The sequence below is a fragment of the Aliivibrio fischeri genome (genome assembly GCA_038993745.2).
GTDB classification, from domain to species: Bacteria; Pseudomonadota; Gammaproteobacteria; order Enterobacterales; family Vibrionaceae; genus Aliivibrio; species Aliivibrio fischeri_B.
Genome location: CP160630.1, coordinates 565,758 through 588,352, shown reverse-complemented (window position 1 = coordinate 588,352; position 22,595 = coordinate 565,758). Strand labels below are relative to the sequence as shown.

The window sequence follows — 22,595 nt, the reverse complement described above, 5'->3', positions numbered from 1 at the left end:
AAGATAAATAAACACGCTGCTAACGTTCATGTAGCGTGTTTATCTTACCTGGAATAATTTTATCTCGATTATCATTTAAGATACTGATTTAAAGTAGATTAATACTTGATTTTGAACTAAATTGTATCTAGATATTTATAAATTAACGATATAAGGTTATAAACGAATGATAAGGCTACGTCCTTCACTGCTTGTTATGATATTGCTTTATTTAGCATACAATAAAGCTGAAGCTCGTAACTTTACTCCTGCAAGCCAATTTGAAGAAGCCTTCGCAACATCATTAGTTTTATCAGACAGTAATATGATCACTTTTGGTATTGCTGACTTCAACCCAAACCGCTATTTATCTAAAGATGAAAATAACCCTGATAATGGCTTAGGCAGCAATGATTCCATTCAGCTGCGTAACCAAATGACGGTATATTCTTTACCTTATACTTTTGAACTCACTGAAGATCCTGACTCTCGTTGGTCACATGAAATCACAGTAAGAGCTTCATATGTTAATACAGATATTGATGTCGAGTTCAAAGATAAAAGCTCCCCTGATTCTGATTTAGATGAAATATTTGGTTTATATGCGGAATACGCGCAAAACTACGATTTCTATGAGAATTGGACCATTTCTGTCGGTAATGCGTTTCATTTAATGCATTATAGAAACACTCATACTTACAATTCTGATTTCAGTCAGAGTTTCGCTCCCGTTTTAGACGGTTTGTACTACAACGTATCAAGTAATGCGTTCATTATTGAACCCAAAATTACCTTCCAATATAAAAAAGAAACCGATTGGGGTGAATGGCGTTTTAACAATAGTTACCACTATGCTTATGGACAAGGTTTTGGTGGCTCATCAGATTACAGCTCTGATGCAAATCCTGAGGTTTGGCGTTTCGTAAACAGTATTCAACTGCGATATAACATGGCACATTGGAATCGTTTAGCACAAGTTTTATACCTAAAAGCCAAACGAGTTGATCTTGGTGGAGACGCAAATGAACCACTCGGAACAGACTTTTATTATGAGTTCAATATTGCATGGTTAATCGATACGAGAAAGTGGATTTCTTTAGTTGATAATGTTGGAATCGGCTTCACATTTAACGTGGGTAGCGCCCTACGCGGCGGCAGCATTGTACTTTTTTACGATGAATAGCAACCAAATTTTTCATACTTATTTTCAATATTAACAGTGCATTCATATGTTTTACCATGCGCTAACCCAACTCTATTAATAAAAATGATACTATCAGTCCCTGAAATCAGACAATATCTAGATTAAGAATGCATTAAAATACATGTATTCTTCATTTATTTTCGCATAATTTAAAATTGTGGACGAAACTATAAATTAGATATTTCAACTTAGGAGTACTATGTCACACACTCTATCTATTGGTGCGCTTGAATCATTTTTAATTGCAATTGCCGTGTTATTCCTCGGCCACTTGATCAATTCAAAAGTCGTACTATTCAAAAAATACAATATCCCAGAGCCAATTGTAGGTGGATTAATCGTAGCTTTTTTCATTACGATCCTACATTTCCAAGGGATTAACTTAAAGTTCTCACTACCATTACAAAGCACATTCATGTTGATGTTCTTTAGTACAGTAGGACTTGCTGCAAACTATAAACAATTAATTAAAGGCGGAAGTAAAGTATTTATCTTCCTTGCTGTAGCTTCTGTTTATATCATTATTCAAAATGGTATTGGCGTCAGCCTTGCTAGCTTAATGGGACTTGACCCTCTAATGGGTTTAATCGCAGGTTCAATTACACTATCTGGCGGTCATGGTACAGGTGCAGCTTGGTCACATACATTTGCTGAGACATACCATTTAAATACGCTTGAGCTTGCAATGGCTTCAGCTACATTTGGTTTAATCATGGGTGGATTAATTGGTAGCCCTATCGCACAAAAATTAATTCATAAGCATAATTTAGAATCAGAATACGGCACTGGCATTGATACACATTCACGCTTCCCTGAAGTTGTTACCTACAATGAGCGTGAAGAAGAAAAAGTAACAGCAAAAAAAGTAATCGAGACATTATTTGTATTACTGCTTTGTGTGGTTGGTGCAGGCCATCTTGGTGACTTCATTGCAACATTTGACATCGCATGGTTAAAAATACCTGATTTTGTATACGCTCTATTCATTGGTGTATTCATTACAAATATTACCGAAGTCACTAAAGTACATAAAATCGACACAGAAACTGTCGATATTTTAGGTACTGTTTCATTGGCACTGTTTTTAGCAATGGCTTTGATGAGTCTTAAGCTGTGGAATATCTTTGATTTAGCGATTCCATTACTTATCATTCTTTCAATTCAAACAGTGGTACTTGCTTTATTCTCATACTTTGTAACCTTCAAAGTAATGGGTTCAAATTATGATGCGGCTGTAATGGCTGGTGGTCATTGTGGTTTTGGTCTTGGTGCTACACCGACTGCAGTAATGAACATGGGCTCATTAGTTTCTCGCTTCGGCCCTTCTCCACAAGCATTTATGGTCGTTCCAATTGTTGGTGCTTTCTTTATTGATATTGTAAATTTAATCATTTTACAAACTTACATCAGTTTTATCGGATAAGAAAAAACCAAGAAAAAAGCCCTACCTCTCATAGAGTTAGGGCTTTTTTTATATTAATAGATTAACTTTTAATAACTCAGGCTTTATTGATGTTATTAATCTGGATATTCAAGTCGAATATCAATAAAACTGTATATGTTATCGAGAAATAATTGAGATAAGTTTGGGTCAAATTGTTGACCTCGTTCTTGTTTAAACAGGTCAATAACCCTTTCCAATGGCCACGCTTCTTTATAACAACGTTTACTCATAAGAGCATCAAAGACATCAACAATGGCTGTTATTCTTGCGAAAATATGAATTTCTTCACCCTTTAACTGATTTGGGTACCCTTTCCCATCCCATCTTTCATGGTGTTCTAGTGCAATTCGAGCTGCTGATTGCATTATTTCGCCATCACCAGACATCAATAATTTGTATCCCATAATAGTATGGGTCTCGATAATGGTTCTTTCTTCTGGTGTTAACTTGCCGGGTTTATCTAAAATAGCTTCAGGGATCCCTATCTTTCCAACATCATGCATAGGGCTAATAACTTCAAGCAATTGATATTCTGATTTTGGTAACTCATATAAACGCCCAAGCAAAGAAGACATTTTTGCCACACGCTTTACGTGATTTCCCGTTTCACCAGAACGAGTCTCAATTGCTTCACCAAGGACGTTGATCATCTCTTTTTGGACGTTCAGTGTCTTCTTTTGTAATTTAAGAATATGTGTTTTATTTTCGTCTAATTCTTTTTTACGTAAAATCGCAATGTACTGAGTAACTATGATCCCTAGCATCATGATAATCAGCAGAGCCGTTACGGATATAATATTTCTGTTTTTATATAAGTATGATTCAGGCTCATTAACAATGCTCGAAGCGTAAGGCAAATCGTCTCTATCTATATTGAATTTATCTACAATTCCATAATCAAAAACATAACCTTCCCACGCCACAGGATACGCTGATACCTTTTCGTTAACAGTAAAATGAAGTTTATTTGATAGAGATAAAATGGATTGGATCCCTAAAGCGTAAGAGCGGTTAACATAACCACCTAACACACCATAACCAATATAATGCTCCCAAAATACAAAAATCGGTATGTTGCTTTCCTTAGATAACACTGAAGCTATCGCCCCATAGTCATAGTAATTCCCTTTTTTTAACTCAGTATTAAAATGAGTTAAGAAAGCGACCGAATCATCACCCGCCTTTGCCAAGAACTGCTCTGCTTCTTTTAAAGATAAATCATCAATGATTTTAATCGTTAGGTTGGGAAATACCTTAGCGTCTTCTATGAATTGTTTTCTTACAAGCTGGGAAGTTAAGCTATTATCACTAAACAAATATACTGTTTTTCTTTCAGGAAAAAGTGACTGGGAGAGCTTTAAATTTTTTACGATATGGTCACGTTCATAGTAAACGGTTGTTCTATCTTCAATCTCAGCTAAATCGATTGACAGATTATTGATACCTACAGCAACGATAGGTAGCTTTGGAAAAGTTTTGTTTGCGTTTTTAATTAAGAAATTAAGTGCGTTATCATCCGAGGCAATGATCGCATCAAAGTAGCCTTCCGAATATTTGTGCTTCAAATAAGTTAGATATTGCGCTTTGTAGTCGTTACCGTTTACACGCTTAGAATCCATGTACTCAACAGAAAGTCGAACATTTCGATCAACTTTAGCAATGGATTCTGAAATTCCCTGTTGTATATTCATTGTCCATTCATAAGATGGGCTATATGAATGCAACACAAGTATGTTTAGTGGTTTCATTTCATGAGCAAACAAACTCATTGGTGCAAATAAGAAAATAAAACCACAAACTAGAGATAGGTAATGACGCATGTTTCAAGACTCTGAAGATGTATTAGGCTTTAATACAAGTTGTAAAAGTAGTCCCATGTAAACTTGATTGCTGCTCCATTACAGATCCTAAGAATCCATCAACATCAAGGGTATTATCCGTAATAACAATATCTGAAATAAATAATTCGCCATCAACAACTTGCGATAAACACGCAGCGATTGGCATCATTCCATTTAAAGCAACAAATAACTGATATTCTTCTGACAATTCGATTTGAGTCAAAAACTCAAGAACATCGTCATATTCTTGATCCCATTGTTTTGCAACAATCATTGCCCAACGAATGGTAAGCCTATGCTCTGTAACAGGTAAAACAAATACACCATCAGGAATGTTTGAATTAACAAACTCAAGCTTACTTGGTACACATGCACTTTGATTTAGATAGATATCTCTGCCTCTAAGGCTTTCAGGTGTTGGGAAATCCACATTCACCTGCTCTGCTAACCAAGTTAGCTTATTCTTATTAAAAATTTCGCTACTCATATCACCTACAAAAAAGGATGGTACCCCATCCTTTATTTAAATTAAAAGTTTAAAAATGCATAACCTGTTTCGTAGGCATCTTGTTGGTAACCTTTTAAACCAACTTCTTTTACGCGGATCATTTCTGGTGCGCGTTTCAGGCTTGCTTTTTGATCTGCAGCGCTAAGTACTTCAACTTCAACATCTTCAATTAGTTGAATTGCAGCTTCTAATTTAAAGCCAACAGCACCACCTGCAAATTTACCTTTCATTAAACGTTCTTTAATAACAACCGTTTCAACTTGGTAATCTTGCATTAATTTTTTAAATTTAAATTGAAAATCACGGATTGATTCCGTTTTAGATGGCTCAACAATATCAAATTTAGCTACTCGACAATCAGGTAAGTCGATCATGCCATCTGATTTATTAACTAAACAGATGATTGCTTCATTACCTTTAAGCTCTACGCCACATACTTTCATTCTAAAATCCTAACAATGTCTTGAACCGGTTGATTATAGGCTTAAATTAATGAAATTGATACGTTGAATCGAAGATAAAAATAATCAGGCCAGAATCATTGGCCCCATATATTACAAAAATCAGGAACGCACATGCGAGGTTGGGATGGAGAGCTACAAGCCGTCAATAGAAGAGCCATTAAAACGACAGTAATTATTTGTTTTTTCAAGTTATTTCTCCACTCATATATTTTATCCGACGCATATTAATACATATCACCTGATTTCAAAAATCCAATTAAGGTCTTTATGCATAAGATCGTTTACTTATGCTAAAGTGATGACATGGCTTATTTTTTTAGTATAACGTCAGAGCTTAAATCAAATCACGTTTATGCTACACTCTTTTATATCGTTTAAAATCAGAGAATCTTTAATGAAAAAAATCATTTTTGCACTTGCTATCACAACATTGCTTAGCGCTTGTTCTGATAACGAAGTTGGTGATGTATCACTAGGTATGTTCACTATGAAAGACATCAAAATTTCAAACTTGGATGATGAAAAGATCCCTGGTGTTACTTGCCACATCGCATCAGTTGAAGCAAATTTAAGCCTTTCGGATCCAAGTGACAGCTCTATCTCATGTCGTCAAACAGGTGAAATCACGCCTGAAATGATCGCTCAAATTGACAGAAGTAAATCTGGTGAGGTTGTTTTCAAGCAATCTAAAAGTATCTTCTTTAAATCAATGAAAGTTAGACGTATTTACGATGCTGAAAACCAAACATTACTGTACTTGTCATACACAACAAAAGAAACAGAAGGTAGCTTTAAGCATAGTTTATCAACTGTGCCATTGTGGGGAACAAAAGCTTACGTTGAACAACCAGTTACTGCTAACTAATTTATAAATATCTACAAAATGGCCCTCAATAATGAGGGCCATTTTTTATACTGTTACCAGTGAATTTTTAAGATGGTAATTTCCACTCTTCGATTACATTTACGACCTAGGATCGTATCGTTATCACATAACGGTAGATATTCACCAAAACCTCGAGAGTATAATTGACTCGCATTTAGTTTATTCGCTAGTAAATAGCGACGTACTTCGTTTGAACGTTGTTCAGATAAGTTCTGATTCTTAATCGGATCACCAGTCACATCCGTATGACCATCAAGTACTAGAGCTAGCTCTGGTTTACTCGCCATAACAACAATCAGTTTATTAAGTAGTGAACGTGCTAGTGGCGTTAATTCAGCTTTAGCGCTAGAAAAATGCACTTTTTCTTGAATGCTTATCACCAGTTGGTCATTACCTACTTTGTGATATTGAATACCCATATTTGTTAATTGTTGAGCGACTTGGCGCATGTCATCGTCTTTTAACTCACCATTAGGTCCAGTTAATGCACGTGTCATTTCTGATGTTTCCATCTCTTCAACAGGTGCCGTTTCAGGATTTTCAAAATCAGGGAACGGTGTATCTTCTTTCGTCTTTGGTGCGGTATCTAATAAACTACTTCCTTGTGGTGCACACCCTACAAATAGTAATGAAGCAAATAATGGTAAAAGTCTTAGCATGATCAATCCGAGTAATATAATTCCTACTCTTGATATCGACGTTTATAATCGTTTCTTTAATGAAAAACGGTGATAAATGTGATGTTGATTCCTGCTTTTCGCTTATTAAAACCACGATTTCTTATCAAATGTCCCTTATAGGAATGAATAAAATTGACATTTCTGATGGTCTAGTTACCATTTCCTTTTTATATGACGAGAAATTCCCATGTCTGAAGTTGAAAACACACAAAAAGAAGCTATCGATCTAGAAACGATCTCTCCTGAACTTAAAAAAGTTATCGAATTTGAAAACGTTCCTGAAGAAATGTGGCACATGCTTGTTTCTGTGCACGAAGTAGCTGAAATCGCAGTTCGTGAATCTTGGGATGCAATGCCAGCTAGTGCTCAAAAAGTTCTAGATAACTTTGAGCAATTCCACGCATTAGTTTCTCTAAGCCAAAGCTACGCTGGTTATGATTTCATGGCTGAGTTCGAAAACTTAGACCTACCAGAAAACATGGACGAAGATGCTCAAGCTGAATACCGTTCACAACTTCTTGATCAAGTTTTACACAACTGTGTGAAAGATCTAGTTAAGCAAATCAAAAAAGCACGTCGTGATCCAATCATGAAACGTGAACTTGCTGAAATCTTCAAAAAATAATTAATATTGGATGGCTTTAGCGCCATCCTTTTTCGGAGAAATAATGGCTCGTATCGTTCGTTATACTTACAAGTCTGAAACAAAAGAGATCCCTTTCTCTTTTCGTGAATTTCACGGCCCATTTGAAGCTGCAGCGGCTGCTGAAGGTATTGATATCTCAGATTTCGATACTATGTTGAAGCAAGTTGAAATGGCCTCAAATAACCCTGGTGCGGTTAAAGATTTCCGTCACAGCTACTTTACAAAGCTTGGCTTTTCAAAAGTACGTTTCGTGAAAGAAGACTAATTAGCGAATTTGCGTTAGTCTCCCTAGCATTGATGGATGATATGCCCATGTGTGGTCAAACATCGCCATTAATGCTGGATTTCCATATTTTGATAAACACACCGCATGAAATCGGTTCTGATGTTTTTTCAAATCCCCTACCATTGCATCTATCTTTTCTGAATGTGTCGGTGCAATAAAATCAGACAATACCACTAAATCTGCGTTTTTATATTTATCCTCATGCATCAATTGAATTGATTTTTCCAGCACGGGCTCTAAATCTGTACCACCATGAAATTTATACGATAAGAAATCAGCGACTTCTTTCAAGCCATCCTGTTTACTTAATTCATATGTGATTTGCTGAGTCGAAAACAGAATGACATAACAATCTCGCTCTTCTGCCAATGCGATCTGCATTAATCCATAAGCTAACGCTTTTGCACATTGCTCTGGGAATCCACTCATAGAACCTGATGCATCTACACAAACAACAAACGGCCCTTTTTCAATAAGCGCATTACTTGCAGCTCTCGATTGAGTTGTGACTTTGCGTAACTTTCGATCAGCCCCCTGCATGCGATAGTTCATTAAACGTTTATCAATAAGGTGCTGATAAAAAATAACTTCAAGTTCTGGATGCGATAAAAATAAAGTTTCATTAGGAAGTAGACGACTTAAATCATCGCCTTCATGAACACCAACAATATCGTCAGTTACAAAATCACTCTTCTCTTCCACCACTTTGACTTCTTCAGCCATAGCTTGTGATTTATCACTATGTTCAGCTTCATTGGCCATACGTCCAAGCTTAGAGGCGATGTCTTGTAACCCTTTATTTTTCTTCAGAAACCGCGCATGTAGTTTCATGATATCTACATTAGATTTGGTCAGTTTTGCTGATGCCATATCCCACAGTTTACCGATTTGAGCTTCATCACCCTCAGCAGTAACAGACTCCATGGTTTTTAGTGTTTCAATTCGTCGATACAAATCAGCAAGGAGTTTTTCTTTATCTTCTTTTAATTCACTTAACTGCGCTTTTTTTATTGCATCCGATAAACTTTGATACCAACGTTCACAAAAGAACCTAGGGAACATAGGGTTCATTAACCCTTTGTTATCATTAGCCAATTGTTTTGCTTCAACGTAAAATGCAGAGTGCCACTTTAGCTTAGATACGATCTCATCAATGCGTTGATAAAACTCGTTCTCGCTCCAATGAATCACATCCTGATATAAAGCCAGTTCATCTTGAATACGCTCAGTTTCGCATACTTTGGTCATTTTATGCTTAACTTTGCCACGCCATTTCAAAATATGATTCTTAATAGTTGGTTTTATATTAGGGTTTGATTTAGCAGCGGTCAGAAATTGTGGACGTGAAAGGACCTCAGCGATCGAAGAATCAATCATCCCTGATTCTGCTACCATCATGACCAAGTTTAAGGCATCAGCACCTAACATATTTGTCCCTATTACTTATTAAGAATAATAATCGCTAAATTTCATTACGCGTCGACTAGAGTTATTAAATTGAGTTTTGCATCCCTCAATACGCTGAGTTAATAACTGTAGACTGTTTTCAATCACTGAAGGTAAGCTTTCTTCAATAAAGTTATGTGGTAGCGCTGCGTGAAATTGTGTTCGGCTTTTTAGTAATTGATGTTCAGCTTCGTCTAATTTCTTTTGATTTACAGAAACTTGCTCTGCCCACGCATCAAATTGACTTTCAGTTGGATCATTATGACCGACCATACCGACAAGAACAGAACGATTTGCGATATCTTTGATTACTAATCTGGAATCAGCATCTAATTCAAAATTAAGCATACACAGACTTGGGTTCTGGTTTACATAACCATATACCGATGCCTTACCTTCTTTCATCTGTTTTTCGATGTCATCAGGGTTAACATAAACCCAGCGGCTATCGCCCTTTTCACCTTCTGATACTGACATATTAGATTGAAGCATCACTAATTTTATTAATTGATGCGCGTTGCCAACACTAAAGCGTTTGCCCTTTTGAAAATCGAACTCATAGCTTTCTTTTTTCATTAAGCGGTTACCGGCCGTTTCCATATGCAATTCAACACTGTGCTTTGCCAAGATCTCCGCTTCCATTTCCGCCATATCCGTTAAGATCATATCGATATTCATCAATACCGCTTGTTGATCAAACGCTTTTTCTGATGCAAAGACTCGAATACTTTCACGTACTTGTTCTCTGTTCTCAGGTGTCGTCCATAAACAATCTTGTAATAACAACAAATCCATCGGATTAATTTCATCACGGCCACTAAAGAAAGCGGATGCTTTTAGTAATTTAACGGACTTTTTCCAGCGTCGATCAGATACATACAGATCTTCATCATAAGCCGTATTGTTTTGTTCAAGCATGGTCTTTAATTCAAATAGCTTTTCAAAGACTTGATCGGATAAGGTTAATCCATCCAATTCTTTTTGCCATTGATGGTACTCGCTGTCCGTTACAACTAATGATGGATCGATTTCTGTTTCTTGAATCGTCCCTGTCATCAACATGGATTTAAAGTTATTTTTATTTTGAATACGGTTAACAAATACGCGTACTAACATTCGGTCATAGAGTGCATCTAAGCCGCTGTCTTCATCGGGTAATTCGTTTGATGCCGAAATAAGAAGTCGCATTGGGACAGGAGAAATTTCATTACCGTTTTTAAATGTTTTTTCATTTACAACGGTCAGTAGTGTATTAAGAATTGCGGGACCTGCTTTCCAAATTTCATCTAAGAAAACAACTTGAGCATCAGGTAAGTAACCTTGAGTTAATCGAACGTATTTACCGTTATCTTTTAATTCTTGAATTGAGAGAGGACCAAACACTTCTTCTGGTGTCGAAAAGCGTGTCATTAGATATTCAAAATAACGGCTGTTATCAAACGCTTTAATTAATCGTTTTGCTATTAAGCTTTTTGCAATACCTGGAGGACCTAATAAAAATACGCTTTCACCAGACAAAGCGGCAAGTAAGCATAGTCGCATTGTATCTTCACGTTCATACACACCATCAGATAATGCGGTAGTGAGTTTTTGAATTCGTTCAGATAGCAGCGCACGTGCAGCGCTTGTTCTCGTTGAGGTTCCTTGCATTACATTCCCTTACACTTAAGATAACTGCTTTCTCTTGAGTATAATGTAAATTTCAGAGTCGTTATAGTTACATATTGCCTCAATTGTTTGATTAATAACCATATACACTCATCAATTAGTCGAATCCCTCTACTTTAGAGGTAATAAATTGCACTCTTCTTAATATATAAATCACCATACTCGTTATTTTTTTGTAAAACCCAAATAACATTGTTTTCATGGATACAAGCTGTGTGCTAGGTTATCTATCTATATAAAAATAAGTGCAGTAAAGGATATACCATGATTGATTTTCGCTCTGATACGGTTACTCGCCCAACACCAAATATGCGTGAAGCTATCGCTAATGCTCTGGTTGGTGATGATGTTTATGGAGATGATCCAACCACAAACGAATTAGAACAATGGGCTGCTGAGCGCCATGGTTTTGAAGCGGCAATGTTCACTTCATCAGGAACACAAGCAAACCTATTAGGGCTTATGTCTCACTGTGAACGTGGCGATGAGTATTTGTGTGGCCAACAAGCCCATAACTATAAATATGAAGCTGGTGGCGCAGCGGTATTAGGGTCAATCCAACCCCAGCCAATTGAAAATAATCCTGATGGTACTTTATGCTTTGAAAAACTGGCTGCTGCAATAAAAGCGGATGACTTCCATTTTGCTAGAACCAAACTATTGAGCTTAGAAAACACCATTAATGGCAAGGTTCTTCCGTTAAGCTACCTAGCTCAAGCTCGAGAATTTGTGAACAAACATCAACTTGCTCTGCATTTAGATGGTGCTCGCGTCTATAATGCCGCAGTTGCGTTAGATGTTGATATAAAAGAGATTTCTCAACATTTTGATAGTATGACGATTTGTTTATCAAAAGGCCTATCAGCACCAATTGGTTCTTTGCTACTTGGCACAAAAGAATACATCAAAAAAGCTCGCCGTATTAGAAAGATGCTGGGGGGCGGTATGCGTCAAACGGGCATTCTTGCTGCTGCTGGAAAACTCGCATTAACCGAGCAAGTGCCGCAACTGGCCGTAGACCATACCAATGCTAAATATTTAGCTGAACAGTTAAATACGGTAAATGGATTTTCAGTGAATGTTGAGCATATTCAAACTAATATTGTTTTTGCTAAATTAGACAACAAAGTAGATATCAAAACAATTTGCGATAAAGCACTTGAACAGGATATTTTACTTTCTGCTGGCAACCCTATTCGCTTTGTGACTCATAAAGACATCACAAAACAAAATATTGATACCTTAATTGAGTTCTTAAAACAGAACTAATCTTATCCGTTCCATCAATATAAAAAGAAAAGAGCAGCCAAATTCGCTGCTCTTTTTTATTACTTTACGGTGAAGTGTTAACCTTCTATCACCTTCATTAGCAATGAACCATCACACATTGCTTGCTTAACCAGTGCAGCTCCTGGCATGGTTGCTTGAGTATAAAAGCGACTCTCAACCAATTGCGTGTCTTTTGCATATAGTGGCAATACTTGGTTTTGAATAGAATCCATGATGATTGGGTACAAAATGTCTTTCGAAAGGTTAATTTCCCCACCTATCAATATCATTTCTGGGTTAAATAGATTGACCATAATAGCTATGGCTTCACCCAAATTATGTCCAAGCTCAGTAATGACTTGTTTTGCTAATACATCACCTTGGTTTGCGGCAAGACAAATGTTTTCAATCGTAATCGTCTGATCTTTCAAGACGGTTTGATGACCATTATTAATCAAGTTTTTTACTTGATCACGAATCGCCTTTGCACTCGCAACAGTCTCTAAACAGCCAGCATTACCACAATGACAACGTGCACCCAATTTATTGATCTTGATGTGCCCCATTTCACCGATATTACCTGTTCTACCTTGCAGCACTTCACCATTCATAATGATGCCAGCACCAACACCATGATGAATGGACACTAAAATAGAATTATCGATATTTTTTGAATTACCAAACAGCTTTTCTGCTAATGCCCAACTTCTTGTATCATTCCCTATAAATACTGGTAAGCCTGTAGATTCGTAGATCTTAGGGCCCAAAGGTAAATTTTTCACATTATAGTGAGGCATTTGAATGATCAGACCTTGTGAAGAAATCACTAATCCCGGTAATGACACCGCAATGCTAGTAATTCGTCCCAAAATCTTAGAATGCTTTTGAAAGAACACGTTAATTTCATTTAATAATTTAGCAAGTAGCTCATCTTGCTCAATCTCTTTGATTAACTGTCTTTCTTCAATGATCTGCTCTCCACCAAGACTGTGCAAAGCGATAGTTAAGTAGCCACGACCTAATCGAAGAGATAAGAATTGCCAGCCTTCATTATCCACTTCAAGGCCAATTGCCGGTCTACCACGACTATTTGCTTCTTGTACTTGAGTTTCTTTGATAAGGTGTGCGTCAAGAAGTTCGCGTGTGATTTTGGTAATACTAGCCGGCGCTAGATTACTCTCTTTAGAAAGATCGATTCGCGAGATAGGGCCAAGTTGATCAATTAACTTATACACCCGGCCCGCATTTACTTGTTTTAAATGATCAATGTGTCCGGGTTGGGCCACGTACATACGTATCTCCAGTAAAAAATATATCAATTAATTGAATTTTTTTACTTTGCGAACAAATTGTGAAGCTTAAGTATTTGCCTACGTGATATCTATCACGAAGATTATGAAATATTTACGAAAAATGCGACTTCACAACGAATTTTAACGCCAAATTTTATAGTTTTTTATTTGAGTAAAATAATTATGTCAGCACCATTATTTAAAATTAACGAGTTATTCGAGACCATTCAAGGCGAAGGAACATTTACCGGTGTTCCATCTATATTTTTACGCTTACAAGGTTGCCCTGTTGGTTGTTCTTGGTGTGATACAAAGCAAACTTGGGATATTGAATTAAGTGATAAAACAGATTTACAGACCATTTTAGCAAAAACGGAAGATACCCCTAGTTGGACAGAACTGTCGAGCACTCAAATAATTGAAATGTTGGAAAATCAAGGTTATACCGCAAAGCACATGGTGATTACTGGTGGTGAACCATGTATGTATGATCTAACTTCATTAACTCAAGAACTAGAGCTGCACGGTTATCGCTGCCAAATAGAAACCAGTGGTACTTACCCTATTCTTGCTTCAGAGAATACTTGGGTGACAGTGTCACCAAAAATCAACATGAAAGGCAAATTACCTGTTCTGCCAGTCGCCCTATCTCGTGCAAATGAGATTAAACACCCAGTTGGTACAACAAAAGATATTGAGCAACTTGATGCATTATTAGAAGGTGTTGAGTTACTCGAAGATGTCACTATCGCTCTTCAACCAATTAGCCAAAAACCAAGAGCTACCGAACTTTGTATTGAAACGTGTATCAAAAGAAATTGGCGACTTTCTATTCAAACGCACAAATATTTAGCGATTGCGTGAGAATTTTTTACATTTACCCTGTTTGAGTCATGGTATTGTCACTATTGCCGATATATGTTTAAGCATAGGAAAAATAAAACAACATCCACTTTGGAGATTATATGTCTAACAGACTACGTAGAACAAAAATCGTTACCACTCTTGGCCCTGCAACAGATCGTGATAATAACCTAGAAAAAATCATTGCCGCTGGTGCAAACGTTGTTCGTATGAACTTCTCTCACGGTAGCCCAGAAGATCACATTGAGCGTACACGCAAAGTTCGTGAAATCGCAGCAAAACTTGGCACTCACGTCGCTATTCTAGGTGACTTACAAGGTCCTAAAATCCGTGTTTCTACGTTTAAAGAAGGTAAAATCCAATTAGCTATTGGTGATAAATTCACACTAGATAGCGATTTACCTAAAGGTGAAGGTAATCAAGACTCTGTTGGCCTTGATTACAAAGAACTACCTCAAGATGTAACTACTGGCGACGTTCTTCTTCTTGATGACGGTCGTGTACAACTTCGTGTAACTGCTGTTGAAGGCAACAAAGTACACACAGAAGTAACAGTTGCTGGTCCTCTATCAAACAATAAAGGCATCAACAAACAAGGTGGTGGCCTTTCTGCTGACGCACTAACTGAAAAAGACAAAGCTGACATCATTACAGCTGCTGCAATGAAAGTTGATTACCTAGCGGTTTCTTTCCCACGTAACGGCGAAGACATGAACTACGCTCGTCGTCTAGCTCGTGATGCAGGTCTTGAAGCGCAATTAGTTGCTAAAGTTGAACGTGCTGAAACGGTAGCGTCTGAAGAAGCACTGGATGACATCATCCTTGCATCTGATGTTGTTATGGTTGCACGTGGTGACCTAGGTGTTGAAATTGGCGATCCAGAGCTAGTTGGTGTTCAAAAGCAACTGATCCGTCGTGCTCGTAGCCTTAACCGTACGGTTATTACTGCAACACAAATGATGGAATCAATGATTTCTAGCCCAATGCCTACTCGTGCTGAAGTAATGGACGTTGCTAACGCCGTTCTTGATGGTACAGATGCGGTAATGCTTTCTGCTGAAACAGCGGCTGGTGACTTCCCTGTTGAAACAGTAACTTCAATGGCTGGCGTTTGTATGGGTGCTGAAAAAGTACCTACAGTTAACGTATCTAACCACCGTTTAGACCGTCGCTTCACGACACCAGAAGAAACAATCGCAATGTCTACTATGTATGCAGCAAACCACATGGAAGGCATCACTGCGATGATCACACTTACAGAGTCTGGTCGTACTCCACTTATGATGTCTCGTCTAAGCTCTGGTCTACCTATCTTTGCTCTATCTCGCAACGAAGGTACGCTAAACCGTGCAGCGCTTTACCGTGGTGTGACTCCAGTATTCTTTGATGAGAAAGCAGATTCAGGTCTTCCATCAACTTATGCTGCAATCAACACGCTAAAATCTAAAGGTTTACTATCAACTGGCGACCAAGTAATCATCACTCAAGGTGACGTTATGGACATCGTTGGTTCAACAAACTGTATGCGTATTATTACTGTTGAGTAATTAAACATCGCATAAAATAAAAGCCCCGCAGTTAAATCAACATCGGGGCTTTTTTATTTCATTCAAATAACGATATTTGGTTATGATTTCCAACCATCATAAGCACGAGTGATAAGCTCATTCGCTTCTTTCCACTCTCTTGTGCCTAGCAATGTTTTTCTATCAAAATGCTGTGTTTTTAATAATGCATCCGCTTTGGCTACTGACTGAATAGCAAGATTATCCAATACTTCTACCGCTGACTTACGGTTATTACACATCAATAGCATATCACAGCCAGCATCTAACGCTTGTTGAGAGCGCTCTGCTGGGCCACCCATGATAGTTGCCCCTTCCATACTTAGATCATCTGAAAAGACTAAACCATTGAAGTTAAGTTGCTTACGAAGCACGTCTTTTAACCAATATGATGATCCACTTGCTGGTGATGAATCGTATTCAGGATAAATAACATGAGCAGGCATCATTGCATCTAAAATTCCCGCTTCAATTTGAGCTTTAAAGATTGCCATATCAAGCTCAAAAATATTATTACGATTATCGTAAGGTGTTTCTAGATGCGAATCAGCAATAACACCACCATGACCTGGGAAATGTTTACCAGTCGTTGAGGTTCCTGCCGATTTCATACCTTGCATGAATGCTGTGCTGTACTTAACAATCGTATTAATATCATCGCCAAAAGCACGATTACCAATAGCTTTACAATCAAACCCATTATCTAAAACTGGAGCAAAAGTAAGGTCAATATCATGAGCGACTAGCTCTGCACATAATAACCAACCAGCCGTTTTAGCCAGTTCAAGTCCGTTATCCATTTCAGCATAGGCTTGTGCTGGTGGAATAAGAGTAAACTCATCTCTAAAGCGCTGAACACGTCCACCTTCCTGATCGACACCGATAAGAATTGGTCGACCTGCTGCTTTACGAATGGATGCAGTCAGTGCCGCTAACTGTTTTGGATCATGATAATTTCGAGCAAATAAAATCAATCCCCCAACAGTTGGGTGCTGAAGTAACTCACACTCTTCTGCATCAATTTCATACCCTTCAACATCTAGCCATAACGGGCCCATAGCATTCTCCAAATCATCTTAATTTTTATAAGCTTAAAGTATCATGCTCGTTATCATTTTGAAATCTCATATATGGCAATTTTATGTCAATAGTGTGAGTAATATAGATATAATCTTATGACTTTATGGCACAATAAAACCGTTAATAAATCCGTAGTTATGGAGTATATACATGGAAAAATACATTGGCTTAATGTCTGGAACCAGTTTGGATGGTGTGGATGCTGTCATCGTTGAGACTAACGGTACAACAATCAATCTACTTGGTTATGCTGATTATCCTATGGATCCACAACTAAAAGCGGATTTACTTGCTGTATGCACAGGACAACAAACCAACTTAAAAGTGATTGGTGAAATAGACCATCGTCTTGGTCATCTTTTTGCCGACGCAACTCTGCATTTACTAAATACTTTAAATATTGCCTCCTCTGACATCACAGCGATTGGCAGTCATGGTCAAACGGTGTTTCACTCACCTGATGCAGAATACCCTTTCACTATGCAACTTGGTGATAGCAATATTATTGCTGCAAAAACAGGGATTGATACGGTTGCCGATTTTCGTAGAAAAGACATGGCATTAGGAGGCCAAGGAGCACCTTTAGTTCCTGCTTTTCATAACACTTTATTTGGAAAGCCAGAGAGCACCAATGTAATTCTAAATATTGGCGGTATCTCTAATATCTCTATTTTACAAAAAGACTCTCCTGTTATTGGTTATGACACAGGCCCTGGCAATATGTTGATGGATTCATGGATTACTGAGCATAAAGGGGAAAGTTACGATAAAGATGGCGCATGGGCTCGTTCTGGTCAAATTATAGATGAGCTGCTCAACCAGCTAAAAACACACGATTATTTTGCGCGCCCATACCCGAAAAGCACCGGACGAGAGCTGTTTAATTTAGATTGGTTTGCACAATACATCGAAAATAAACCGTATCAACCACAAGATGTTCAAGCAACGCTATTAGAATTCACCGTGACAACTATTGTTGATCAAGTGATCCGATTCCAAGTTGGCAATGACACTAAGCTATTAGTCTGTGGTGGCGGAGCTCATAACCAGTTTTTAATGGAACGGCTGCAATATCATTTACCTAATTGGGCAGTTTCCACCACTAACGACTACAATGTAGATAGTGACAATATGGAAGCAATGGCCTTTGCATGGCTTGCTCATCAAAGAATTCATGGCTTGCCAAGTAATGAACCTGATGTGACAGGTGCTTCTCGTTATGCGAGTTTAGGTGTAATCTACCCGGCTAATTAAAACTAATAAAAACAATTAAGAACTTGCTTATATTATGCATATTTCAGCTCAACTACAGCCACTTTGGCGCAACAAAAAATCATCAGAATCATGCCATTCTTTAAAAGACCAATTGGCGTGGCTGCATGATGCTGACGATAATTTTAAACTTAAAGCCACAAACCAAGACAAACTGGATGATAAGCACCAGCCTCTTAATACTTGGTTATCCGCTAACTTAACTCAGGCTATTAAGTTATTTTCAAAGAAAACAGAAGTTAATCATAATGTTGCAGCCTCTATGTGGCTAAAATCGTTTAACAACCAATTCTTCACCAGTTTGGTGGCGCTTCGTTTAAAGTTTAACCGAGTTCCTGTTATTCAATTTAATGATATTTTCATTTCGACTCCTAACGGAGAAAAAATAAAGTCCTTACAAATCAATAATAATTGTCATTTTGTTTGCTTAGAGAGTGACCCGTTAGCATCAAGTTCACAATCAACGGTAGTAGCAAGTCACGAACAACTGGATGACGCTTTTACTCACCTCATTCAGCAAATTGGAGGTGGTTTAAGTGTATTATTTGAAAAAGAACGATTAAAACACCGTCCATTTTGGGGAAGCATTTCACTGGCTGTCAGTGTCTTCTTTATGCGCTTAACCGAAAAAGGACTTTCTGCGGATCTTGCAAAACAAATACTCCCTAATGCACAGCAATGGTTATCTAATATCATGCCTGATATAGGGAAAGATCTTGCGCATATTCATGTAGCAGAGAAAAAAGAACGAGCCATTTTGTACGTTCAGCGTGAAACTTGTTGTTTAAAATATAAAATCGACGGCAAGAAAAAATGCGCAACCTGTCACCTGTTATCTGATGAAGAACGAATCAAGAAAAACAGTAAACGTATCCCTTCATAATCCTTTCTCCTACTAATGTGTCATCTCAACGTTGTCACACAGATGACACATTAGTTTTATAAATACTAAATAAAACTTACATCAATCTTTAATATGAGTTTTCTATCTTAGATCCCAAGCAAATAACTAGGCCAAAACGGGGTGTTTTGGTTAATTTAAAGGTATGGAATCTAATGAAAAAATTACTACTATCAACGGCTATCGTTTCATCTTTTGTATCAACTCCTCTTTTAGCAGCAACGGTTTACGATCAAGATGACACTCAATTAAAAGTTGGTGGCAGAGCCGAAGCACGTGCAAATATTTCTGATAATAATGAATCAGCAACCGAGAGCTCATTTCAAGATAAGAGCCGTGCACGCATTAATTTAAAAGGTAAAACCAAAATTAATGAAGATTTAGGTGCGTTTGGTACTTATGAAGTCGAAATTGCTGATGGAAAAAACAATCTAGTGAATACCCGTTATCTATTTGCTGGTCTAAGTACTGCCTTTGGCAATTTCTCATACGGACAACAAGATTCTGCACAAGTAATGCTTACTGATTATACTGATATTTTAGCCACTTTTGGTGGTGATGCTGCAGACTTAACGGATGGTAACAAAGATAAACGTGAGAATAACTTTGTATACTCTGGTGAATTCGATGCTCTAACCGTGCAAGCAAACTACATTGCAAGTAATACTAAGAAAAGTGATAGCTTTGGCCTATCTGGCATGTATGCCCTACCAATTGGCTTAGATTTGGGTTTAGGTTATACCTCTGGTGAACAAGCTGGGCTAGATGCCGACCAAATTAACCTTGCCCTTCGCTACACACTTGATGCGTTCATGGTTTCAGGTTTATTCACAACAGGTGAAATTGACAAGATCGATGCTGCCGGTTACGAACTCGCCGCCGCTTATAAAATGGATAAATGGGTGTTTCAAGGCGTTTATAACTACCAAGAAGTTGATAGCAAAGACACTGAAAACAACGTTGCTATTGAAGCTATCTACAAGCTAAACAAAAGTTTCCGCACATATGCAGGATACAAATTTGAACAAATTGATGATTTAGATGATCAAATTCAATTTGGTCTACGCTACGATTTCTAAGTTTTATGAATTTTAGCACTCTGGGTGGAGGGCTAAAACCAAATCCGAAATGGTTTAATCGCTATTTCGGATTTTCTATTTTGCATATACCCAGAACCGAATTTCTGCTATAACGTACTCTTAAATCACTATTATATGGTTAATCATGAAATTACTTGTTCGCAATCTTCCTCGTACTATGTCTGAATTTGAACTACGTGAAATGTTTAAAAAGCACGGAGAATTTAAATACTGCAAAATAGTATTAGACGAAATTACAGGTGAATCAAAAGGATTTGGTTTTGTTGAAATGCTTGACGAAGAAGAAGCATTAGCAGCAATCGCCGCTGAAGATGGCAAAAAGTTTGGTAAACTTAAAATCCGCGTAAAAGCAGCTGAATAATCATTTGCTTTTTATCAATGACCATCAATCGCTATTCATCCATTAATGGTCATTGGTATTGCTGTGGTTTGATATAATATCTAACCACGCACTCTTCTTTACCCCTATTCATTTGCTTTCAAATATAAAACTATTATGCCTATCTCCAATCCTTGTTTTACTTCATTTACTCAGTCTATCGACGGTTATACACTTCCTGAAAAATTCACTTTCCCTTTTTGTTATGAACCACATCCTTTATGTGAACTTGCAGCAGAAGAGTTACAACGTCACTTAGAAACACAACAAGAATGGCATCATAATTTCGGCCTATCTGGTGATAAAAGCAATGCGATTGGTAAAATGTTTGGCGTATTATTAGTGAAAGCACCAACGGGGGAAATTGGCTATTTATCCGCTTTCTCAGGCAAAATTGCTGACAGTAATCATCTCCCTCATTTTGTACCACCTGTATTTGATATGCTGGAAGAAGACGGTTTTTTCAAAACAGAACTTGCAGAAATTACAGAGATCAATGCAACAATTAAACAACTCGAAGCTAATCCGCAATTATCTCACTTAACGACCTCTATCCAATCCGAAACTAATGCCTCACTTCAACAGATAGAAATGCAACGCCAAGTAATGATTGAAGGGCGAAAATCTCGTAAAGCACAACGAGCAGCGGCTGAAATCACAGCTCAAGATGGTACTCAAAAAAGTGCAGAAGAATTAGAACAACTCAAAGTTGTACTTGGCAAAGAAAGCGTTAAAGAAAAAAATACCTTACGTGATATTAAACTCATTTGGGACGAAAAATTAAACGCCCTTCAATGCCAACTTAATGAGTTAGAAGACGCACTTAATGAATTAAAAACCAAGCGAAAAAATCTATCTAACGGATTACAAAAGAAATTATTTCAGCAATACAAGTTTTTAAATACGCATGGTATTGAGAAAGATCTTAACGATATTTTCAAAGATACACCAAACCAGATCCCACCAGCCGGTTCTGGCGAATGCGCTGCACCTAAATTACTTCAATATGCCTTTGCACATGGTTTCACACCACTTGCACTGGCGGAATTTTGGTGGGGCATTGCCCCAAAATCTGAAATCCGCCAACATAAAAAATTCTATGCGTCATGTCAGAGTAAATGCCAGCCAATTTTAGGTCATATGCTTGATGGAATAGAAATGGATGAGAACCCACTGCTTATCAACCCAGCAGAAGGGAAAGATCTTGAAATCGTCTATGAAGATGAATTTATGGTTGTTGTCAATAAACCAGCTGACTTCTTATCTGTTCCAGGTAAAAACATTCAGGATTCGGTTTATGCACGCATACAGCAACGTTACCCCGATGCAACTGGCGGGTTAATCATTCATCGCTTGGACATGGCGACATCAGGATTACTGGTTTTAGGCCTTACGCCAAAAGCACACAAACGCTTACAACAGCAATTTATTAATCGAACGGTAGAAAAGCGCTACACAGCTCTACTTGATGGCGTTTTAGAACAAGATGAAGGGCTGATTACTTTGCCTATGCGTGGTGATTTATATGATCGCCCTCGACAATTAGTGTGTTTTGAGCATGGGAAACCAGCGGAAACCACCTACCAAGTAATTGAGCGTAAAGAGAATAAAACCAAAGTCTATCTTTACCCTAAAACAGGTCGAACGCATCAACTTAGAGTGCATTGTGCTCATTATCTTGGTTTAAATATGCCAATCACCGGTGATGGTTTATATGGAAAAAAGGCAAATCGCTTGCATCTGCATGCAGGTTATTTGTCGTTAGTTCATCCTATCACTAAAGAACCGATGGAATTTAATGTCGAAGCGGAATTTTAATGT

General features: G+C 37.7%; 21 protein-coding genes. 13 read left to right on the top strand and 8 right to left on the bottom strand.

Annotated elements, in window-relative coordinates; all coding sequences use genetic code 11:
• The first annotated feature begins 166 nt into the window (after positions 1–166).
• Together AAFX60_016680 and gltS are read left to right on the top strand one after the other, a co-directional pair.
• Positions 167–1,162 (top strand): Solitary outer membrane autotransporter beta-barrel domain, encoded by a 996-nt coding sequence (locus AAFX60_016680; GenBank protein XDF80020.1) that lies wholly within the window; start codon positions 167–169, stop codon positions 1,160–1,162.
• 220 nt (positions 1,163–1,382) lie between these two features.
• Positions 1,383–2,606 carry a sodium/glutamate symporter gene (gene gltS, locus AAFX60_016675; protein ID XDF80019.1) on the top strand — a complete coding sequence of 408 codons (1,224 nt, stop codon included), beginning with the start codon at positions 1,383–1,385 and terminating at the stop codon, positions 2,604–2,606.
• Between the two features lie 95 nt (positions 2,607–2,701).
• Here the strand turns inward: gltS and AAFX60_016670 are convergent, their stop codons facing one another.
• The 3 genes from AAFX60_016670 to AAFX60_016660 are packed head-to-tail and all read right to left on the bottom strand — an operon-like array spanning position 2,702 to position 5,419.
• Positions 2,702–4,447, bottom strand: coding sequence for an HD domain-containing phosphohydrolase (locus AAFX60_016670; GenBank protein XDF80018.1), 1,746 nt, complete (start codon positions 4,445–4,447; stop codon positions 2,702–2,704).
• A gap of 22 nt (positions 4,448–4,469) precedes the next feature.
• A complete protein-coding gene (locus AAFX60_016665) occupies positions 4,470–4,955 on the bottom strand; it encodes a hypothetical protein (protein XDF80017.1) in 486 nt (161 codons plus the stop codon).
• A gap of 41 nt (positions 4,956–4,996) precedes the next feature.
• On the bottom strand, positions 4,997–5,419 hold the full coding sequence (locus tag AAFX60_016660; protein XDF80016.1) for a DUF3010 family protein: 423 nt from the start codon (positions 5,417–5,419) through the stop codon (positions 4,997–4,999).
• Positions 5,420–5,834: 415 nt separating this feature from the next.
• Between AAFX60_016660 and AAFX60_016655 the strand changes: the two genes are divergently transcribed.
• Positions 5,835–6,305, top strand: a complete 471-nt coding sequence (locus AAFX60_016655; protein XDF80015.1) for a CreA family protein — start codon at positions 5,835–5,837, stop codon at positions 6,303–6,305.
• 53 nt (positions 6,306–6,358) lie between these two features.
• Here the strand turns inward: AAFX60_016655 and AAFX60_016650 are convergent, their stop codons facing one another.
• A complete protein-coding gene (locus AAFX60_016650) occupies positions 6,359–6,985 on the bottom strand; it encodes an OmpA family protein (GenBank protein XDF80014.1) in 627 nt (208 codons plus the stop codon).
• A 208-nt stretch (positions 6,986–7,193) separates the two neighbouring features.
• Between AAFX60_016650 and AAFX60_016645 the strand changes: the two genes are divergently transcribed.
• Positions 7,194–7,631: a DUF3069 domain-containing protein gene (locus AAFX60_016645; protein ID XDF80013.1), complete on the top strand. Its 438-nt coding sequence runs from the start codon at positions 7,194–7,196 to the stop codon at positions 7,629–7,631.
• Positions 7,632–7,674: 43 nt separating this feature from the next.
• Positions 7,675–7,917 (top strand): DUF2960 domain-containing protein, encoded by a 243-nt coding sequence (locus AAFX60_016640; GenBank protein ID XDF80012.1) that lies wholly within the window; start codon positions 7,675–7,677, stop codon positions 7,915–7,917.
• Here AAFX60_016640 and viaA read toward each other — a convergent pair whose 3' ends face one another.
• The gene (viaA, locus tag AAFX60_016635; GenBank protein XDF80011.1) at positions 7,918–9,366 is read right to left on the bottom strand and encodes an ATPase RavA stimulator ViaA; all 1,449 of its coding nucleotides are present in this window, start codon (positions 9,364–9,366) and stop codon (positions 7,918–7,920) included.
• An 18-nt stretch (positions 9,367–9,384) separates the two neighbouring features.
• A complete protein-coding gene (locus AAFX60_016630) occupies positions 9,385–11,034 on the bottom strand; it encodes an ATPase RavA domain-containing protein (protein XDF80010.1) in 1,650 nt (549 codons plus the stop codon).
• Positions 11,035–11,316: 282 nt separating this feature from the next.
• Between AAFX60_016630 and ltaE the strand changes: the two genes are divergently transcribed.
• The gene (ltaE, locus tag AAFX60_016625; protein ID XDF80009.1) at positions 11,317–12,321 is read left to right on the top strand and encodes a low-specificity L-threonine aldolase; all 1,005 of its coding nucleotides are present in this window, start codon (positions 11,317–11,319) and stop codon (positions 12,319–12,321) included.
• Between the two features lie 77 nt (positions 12,322–12,398).
• Here the strand turns inward: ltaE and AAFX60_016620 are convergent, their stop codons facing one another.
• Positions 12,399–13,613 carry an ROK family protein gene (locus AAFX60_016620; protein ID XDF80008.1) on the bottom strand — a complete coding sequence of 405 codons (1,215 nt, stop codon included), beginning with the start codon at positions 13,611–13,613 and terminating at the stop codon, positions 12,399–12,401.
• Between the two features lie 183 nt (positions 13,614–13,796).
• On the opposite strand from AAFX60_016620, the gene queE reads away from it, so the two are divergent.
• Together queE and pyk are read left to right on the top strand one after the other, a co-directional pair.
• Positions 13,797–14,477, top strand: a complete 681-nt coding sequence (gene queE, locus AAFX60_016615; protein XDF80007.1) for a 7-carboxy-7-deazaguanine synthase QueE — start codon at positions 13,797–13,799, stop codon at positions 14,475–14,477.
• Positions 14,478–14,578: 101 nt separating this feature from the next.
• Positions 14,579–16,024, top strand: coding sequence for a pyruvate kinase (gene pyk / locus AAFX60_016610; GenBank protein XDF80006.1), 1,446 nt, complete (start codon positions 14,579–14,581; stop codon positions 16,022–16,024).
• 80 nt (positions 16,025–16,104) lie between these two features.
• On the opposite strand, the gene nagZ is transcribed toward pyk, so the two are convergent.
• The gene (nagZ, locus tag AAFX60_016605) at positions 16,105–17,100 is read right to left on the bottom strand and encodes a beta-N-acetylhexosaminidase (protein XDF80005.1); all 996 of its coding nucleotides are present in this window, start codon (positions 17,098–17,100) and stop codon (positions 16,105–16,107) included.
• 172 nt (positions 17,101–17,272) lie between these two features.
• Here nagZ and AAFX60_016600 point away from each other — a divergent pair, with 172 nt between their 5' ends.
• From AAFX60_016600 to AAFX60_016580, 5 genes are all read left to right on the top strand, one after another.
• On the top strand, positions 17,273–18,376 hold the full coding sequence (locus AAFX60_016600) for an anhydro-N-acetylmuramic acid kinase (protein ID XDF80004.1): 1,104 nt from the start codon (positions 17,273–17,275) through the stop codon (positions 18,374–18,376).
• Between the two features lie 34 nt (positions 18,377–18,410).
• On the top strand, positions 18,411–19,277 hold the full coding sequence (locus AAFX60_016595; protein XDF80003.1) for a (2Fe-2S)-binding protein: 867 nt from the start codon (positions 18,411–18,413) through the stop codon (positions 19,275–19,277).
• Between the two features lie 173 nt (positions 19,278–19,450).
• Positions 19,451–20,374: a porin gene (locus tag AAFX60_016590; GenBank protein XDF80002.1), complete on the top strand. Its 924-nt coding sequence runs from the start codon at positions 19,451–19,453 to the stop codon at positions 20,372–20,374.
• Between the two features lie 145 nt (positions 20,375–20,519).
• On the top strand, positions 20,520–20,756 hold the full coding sequence (locus tag AAFX60_016585; protein ID XDF80001.1) for an RNA-binding protein: 237 nt from the start codon (positions 20,520–20,522) through the stop codon (positions 20,754–20,756).
• A gap of 135 nt (positions 20,757–20,891) precedes the next feature.
• Positions 20,892–22,592, top strand: coding sequence for a pseudouridine synthase (locus AAFX60_016580; protein XDF80000.1), 1,701 nt, complete (start codon positions 20,892–20,894; stop codon positions 22,590–22,592).
• Positions 22,593–22,595: the final 3 nt, after the last annotated feature.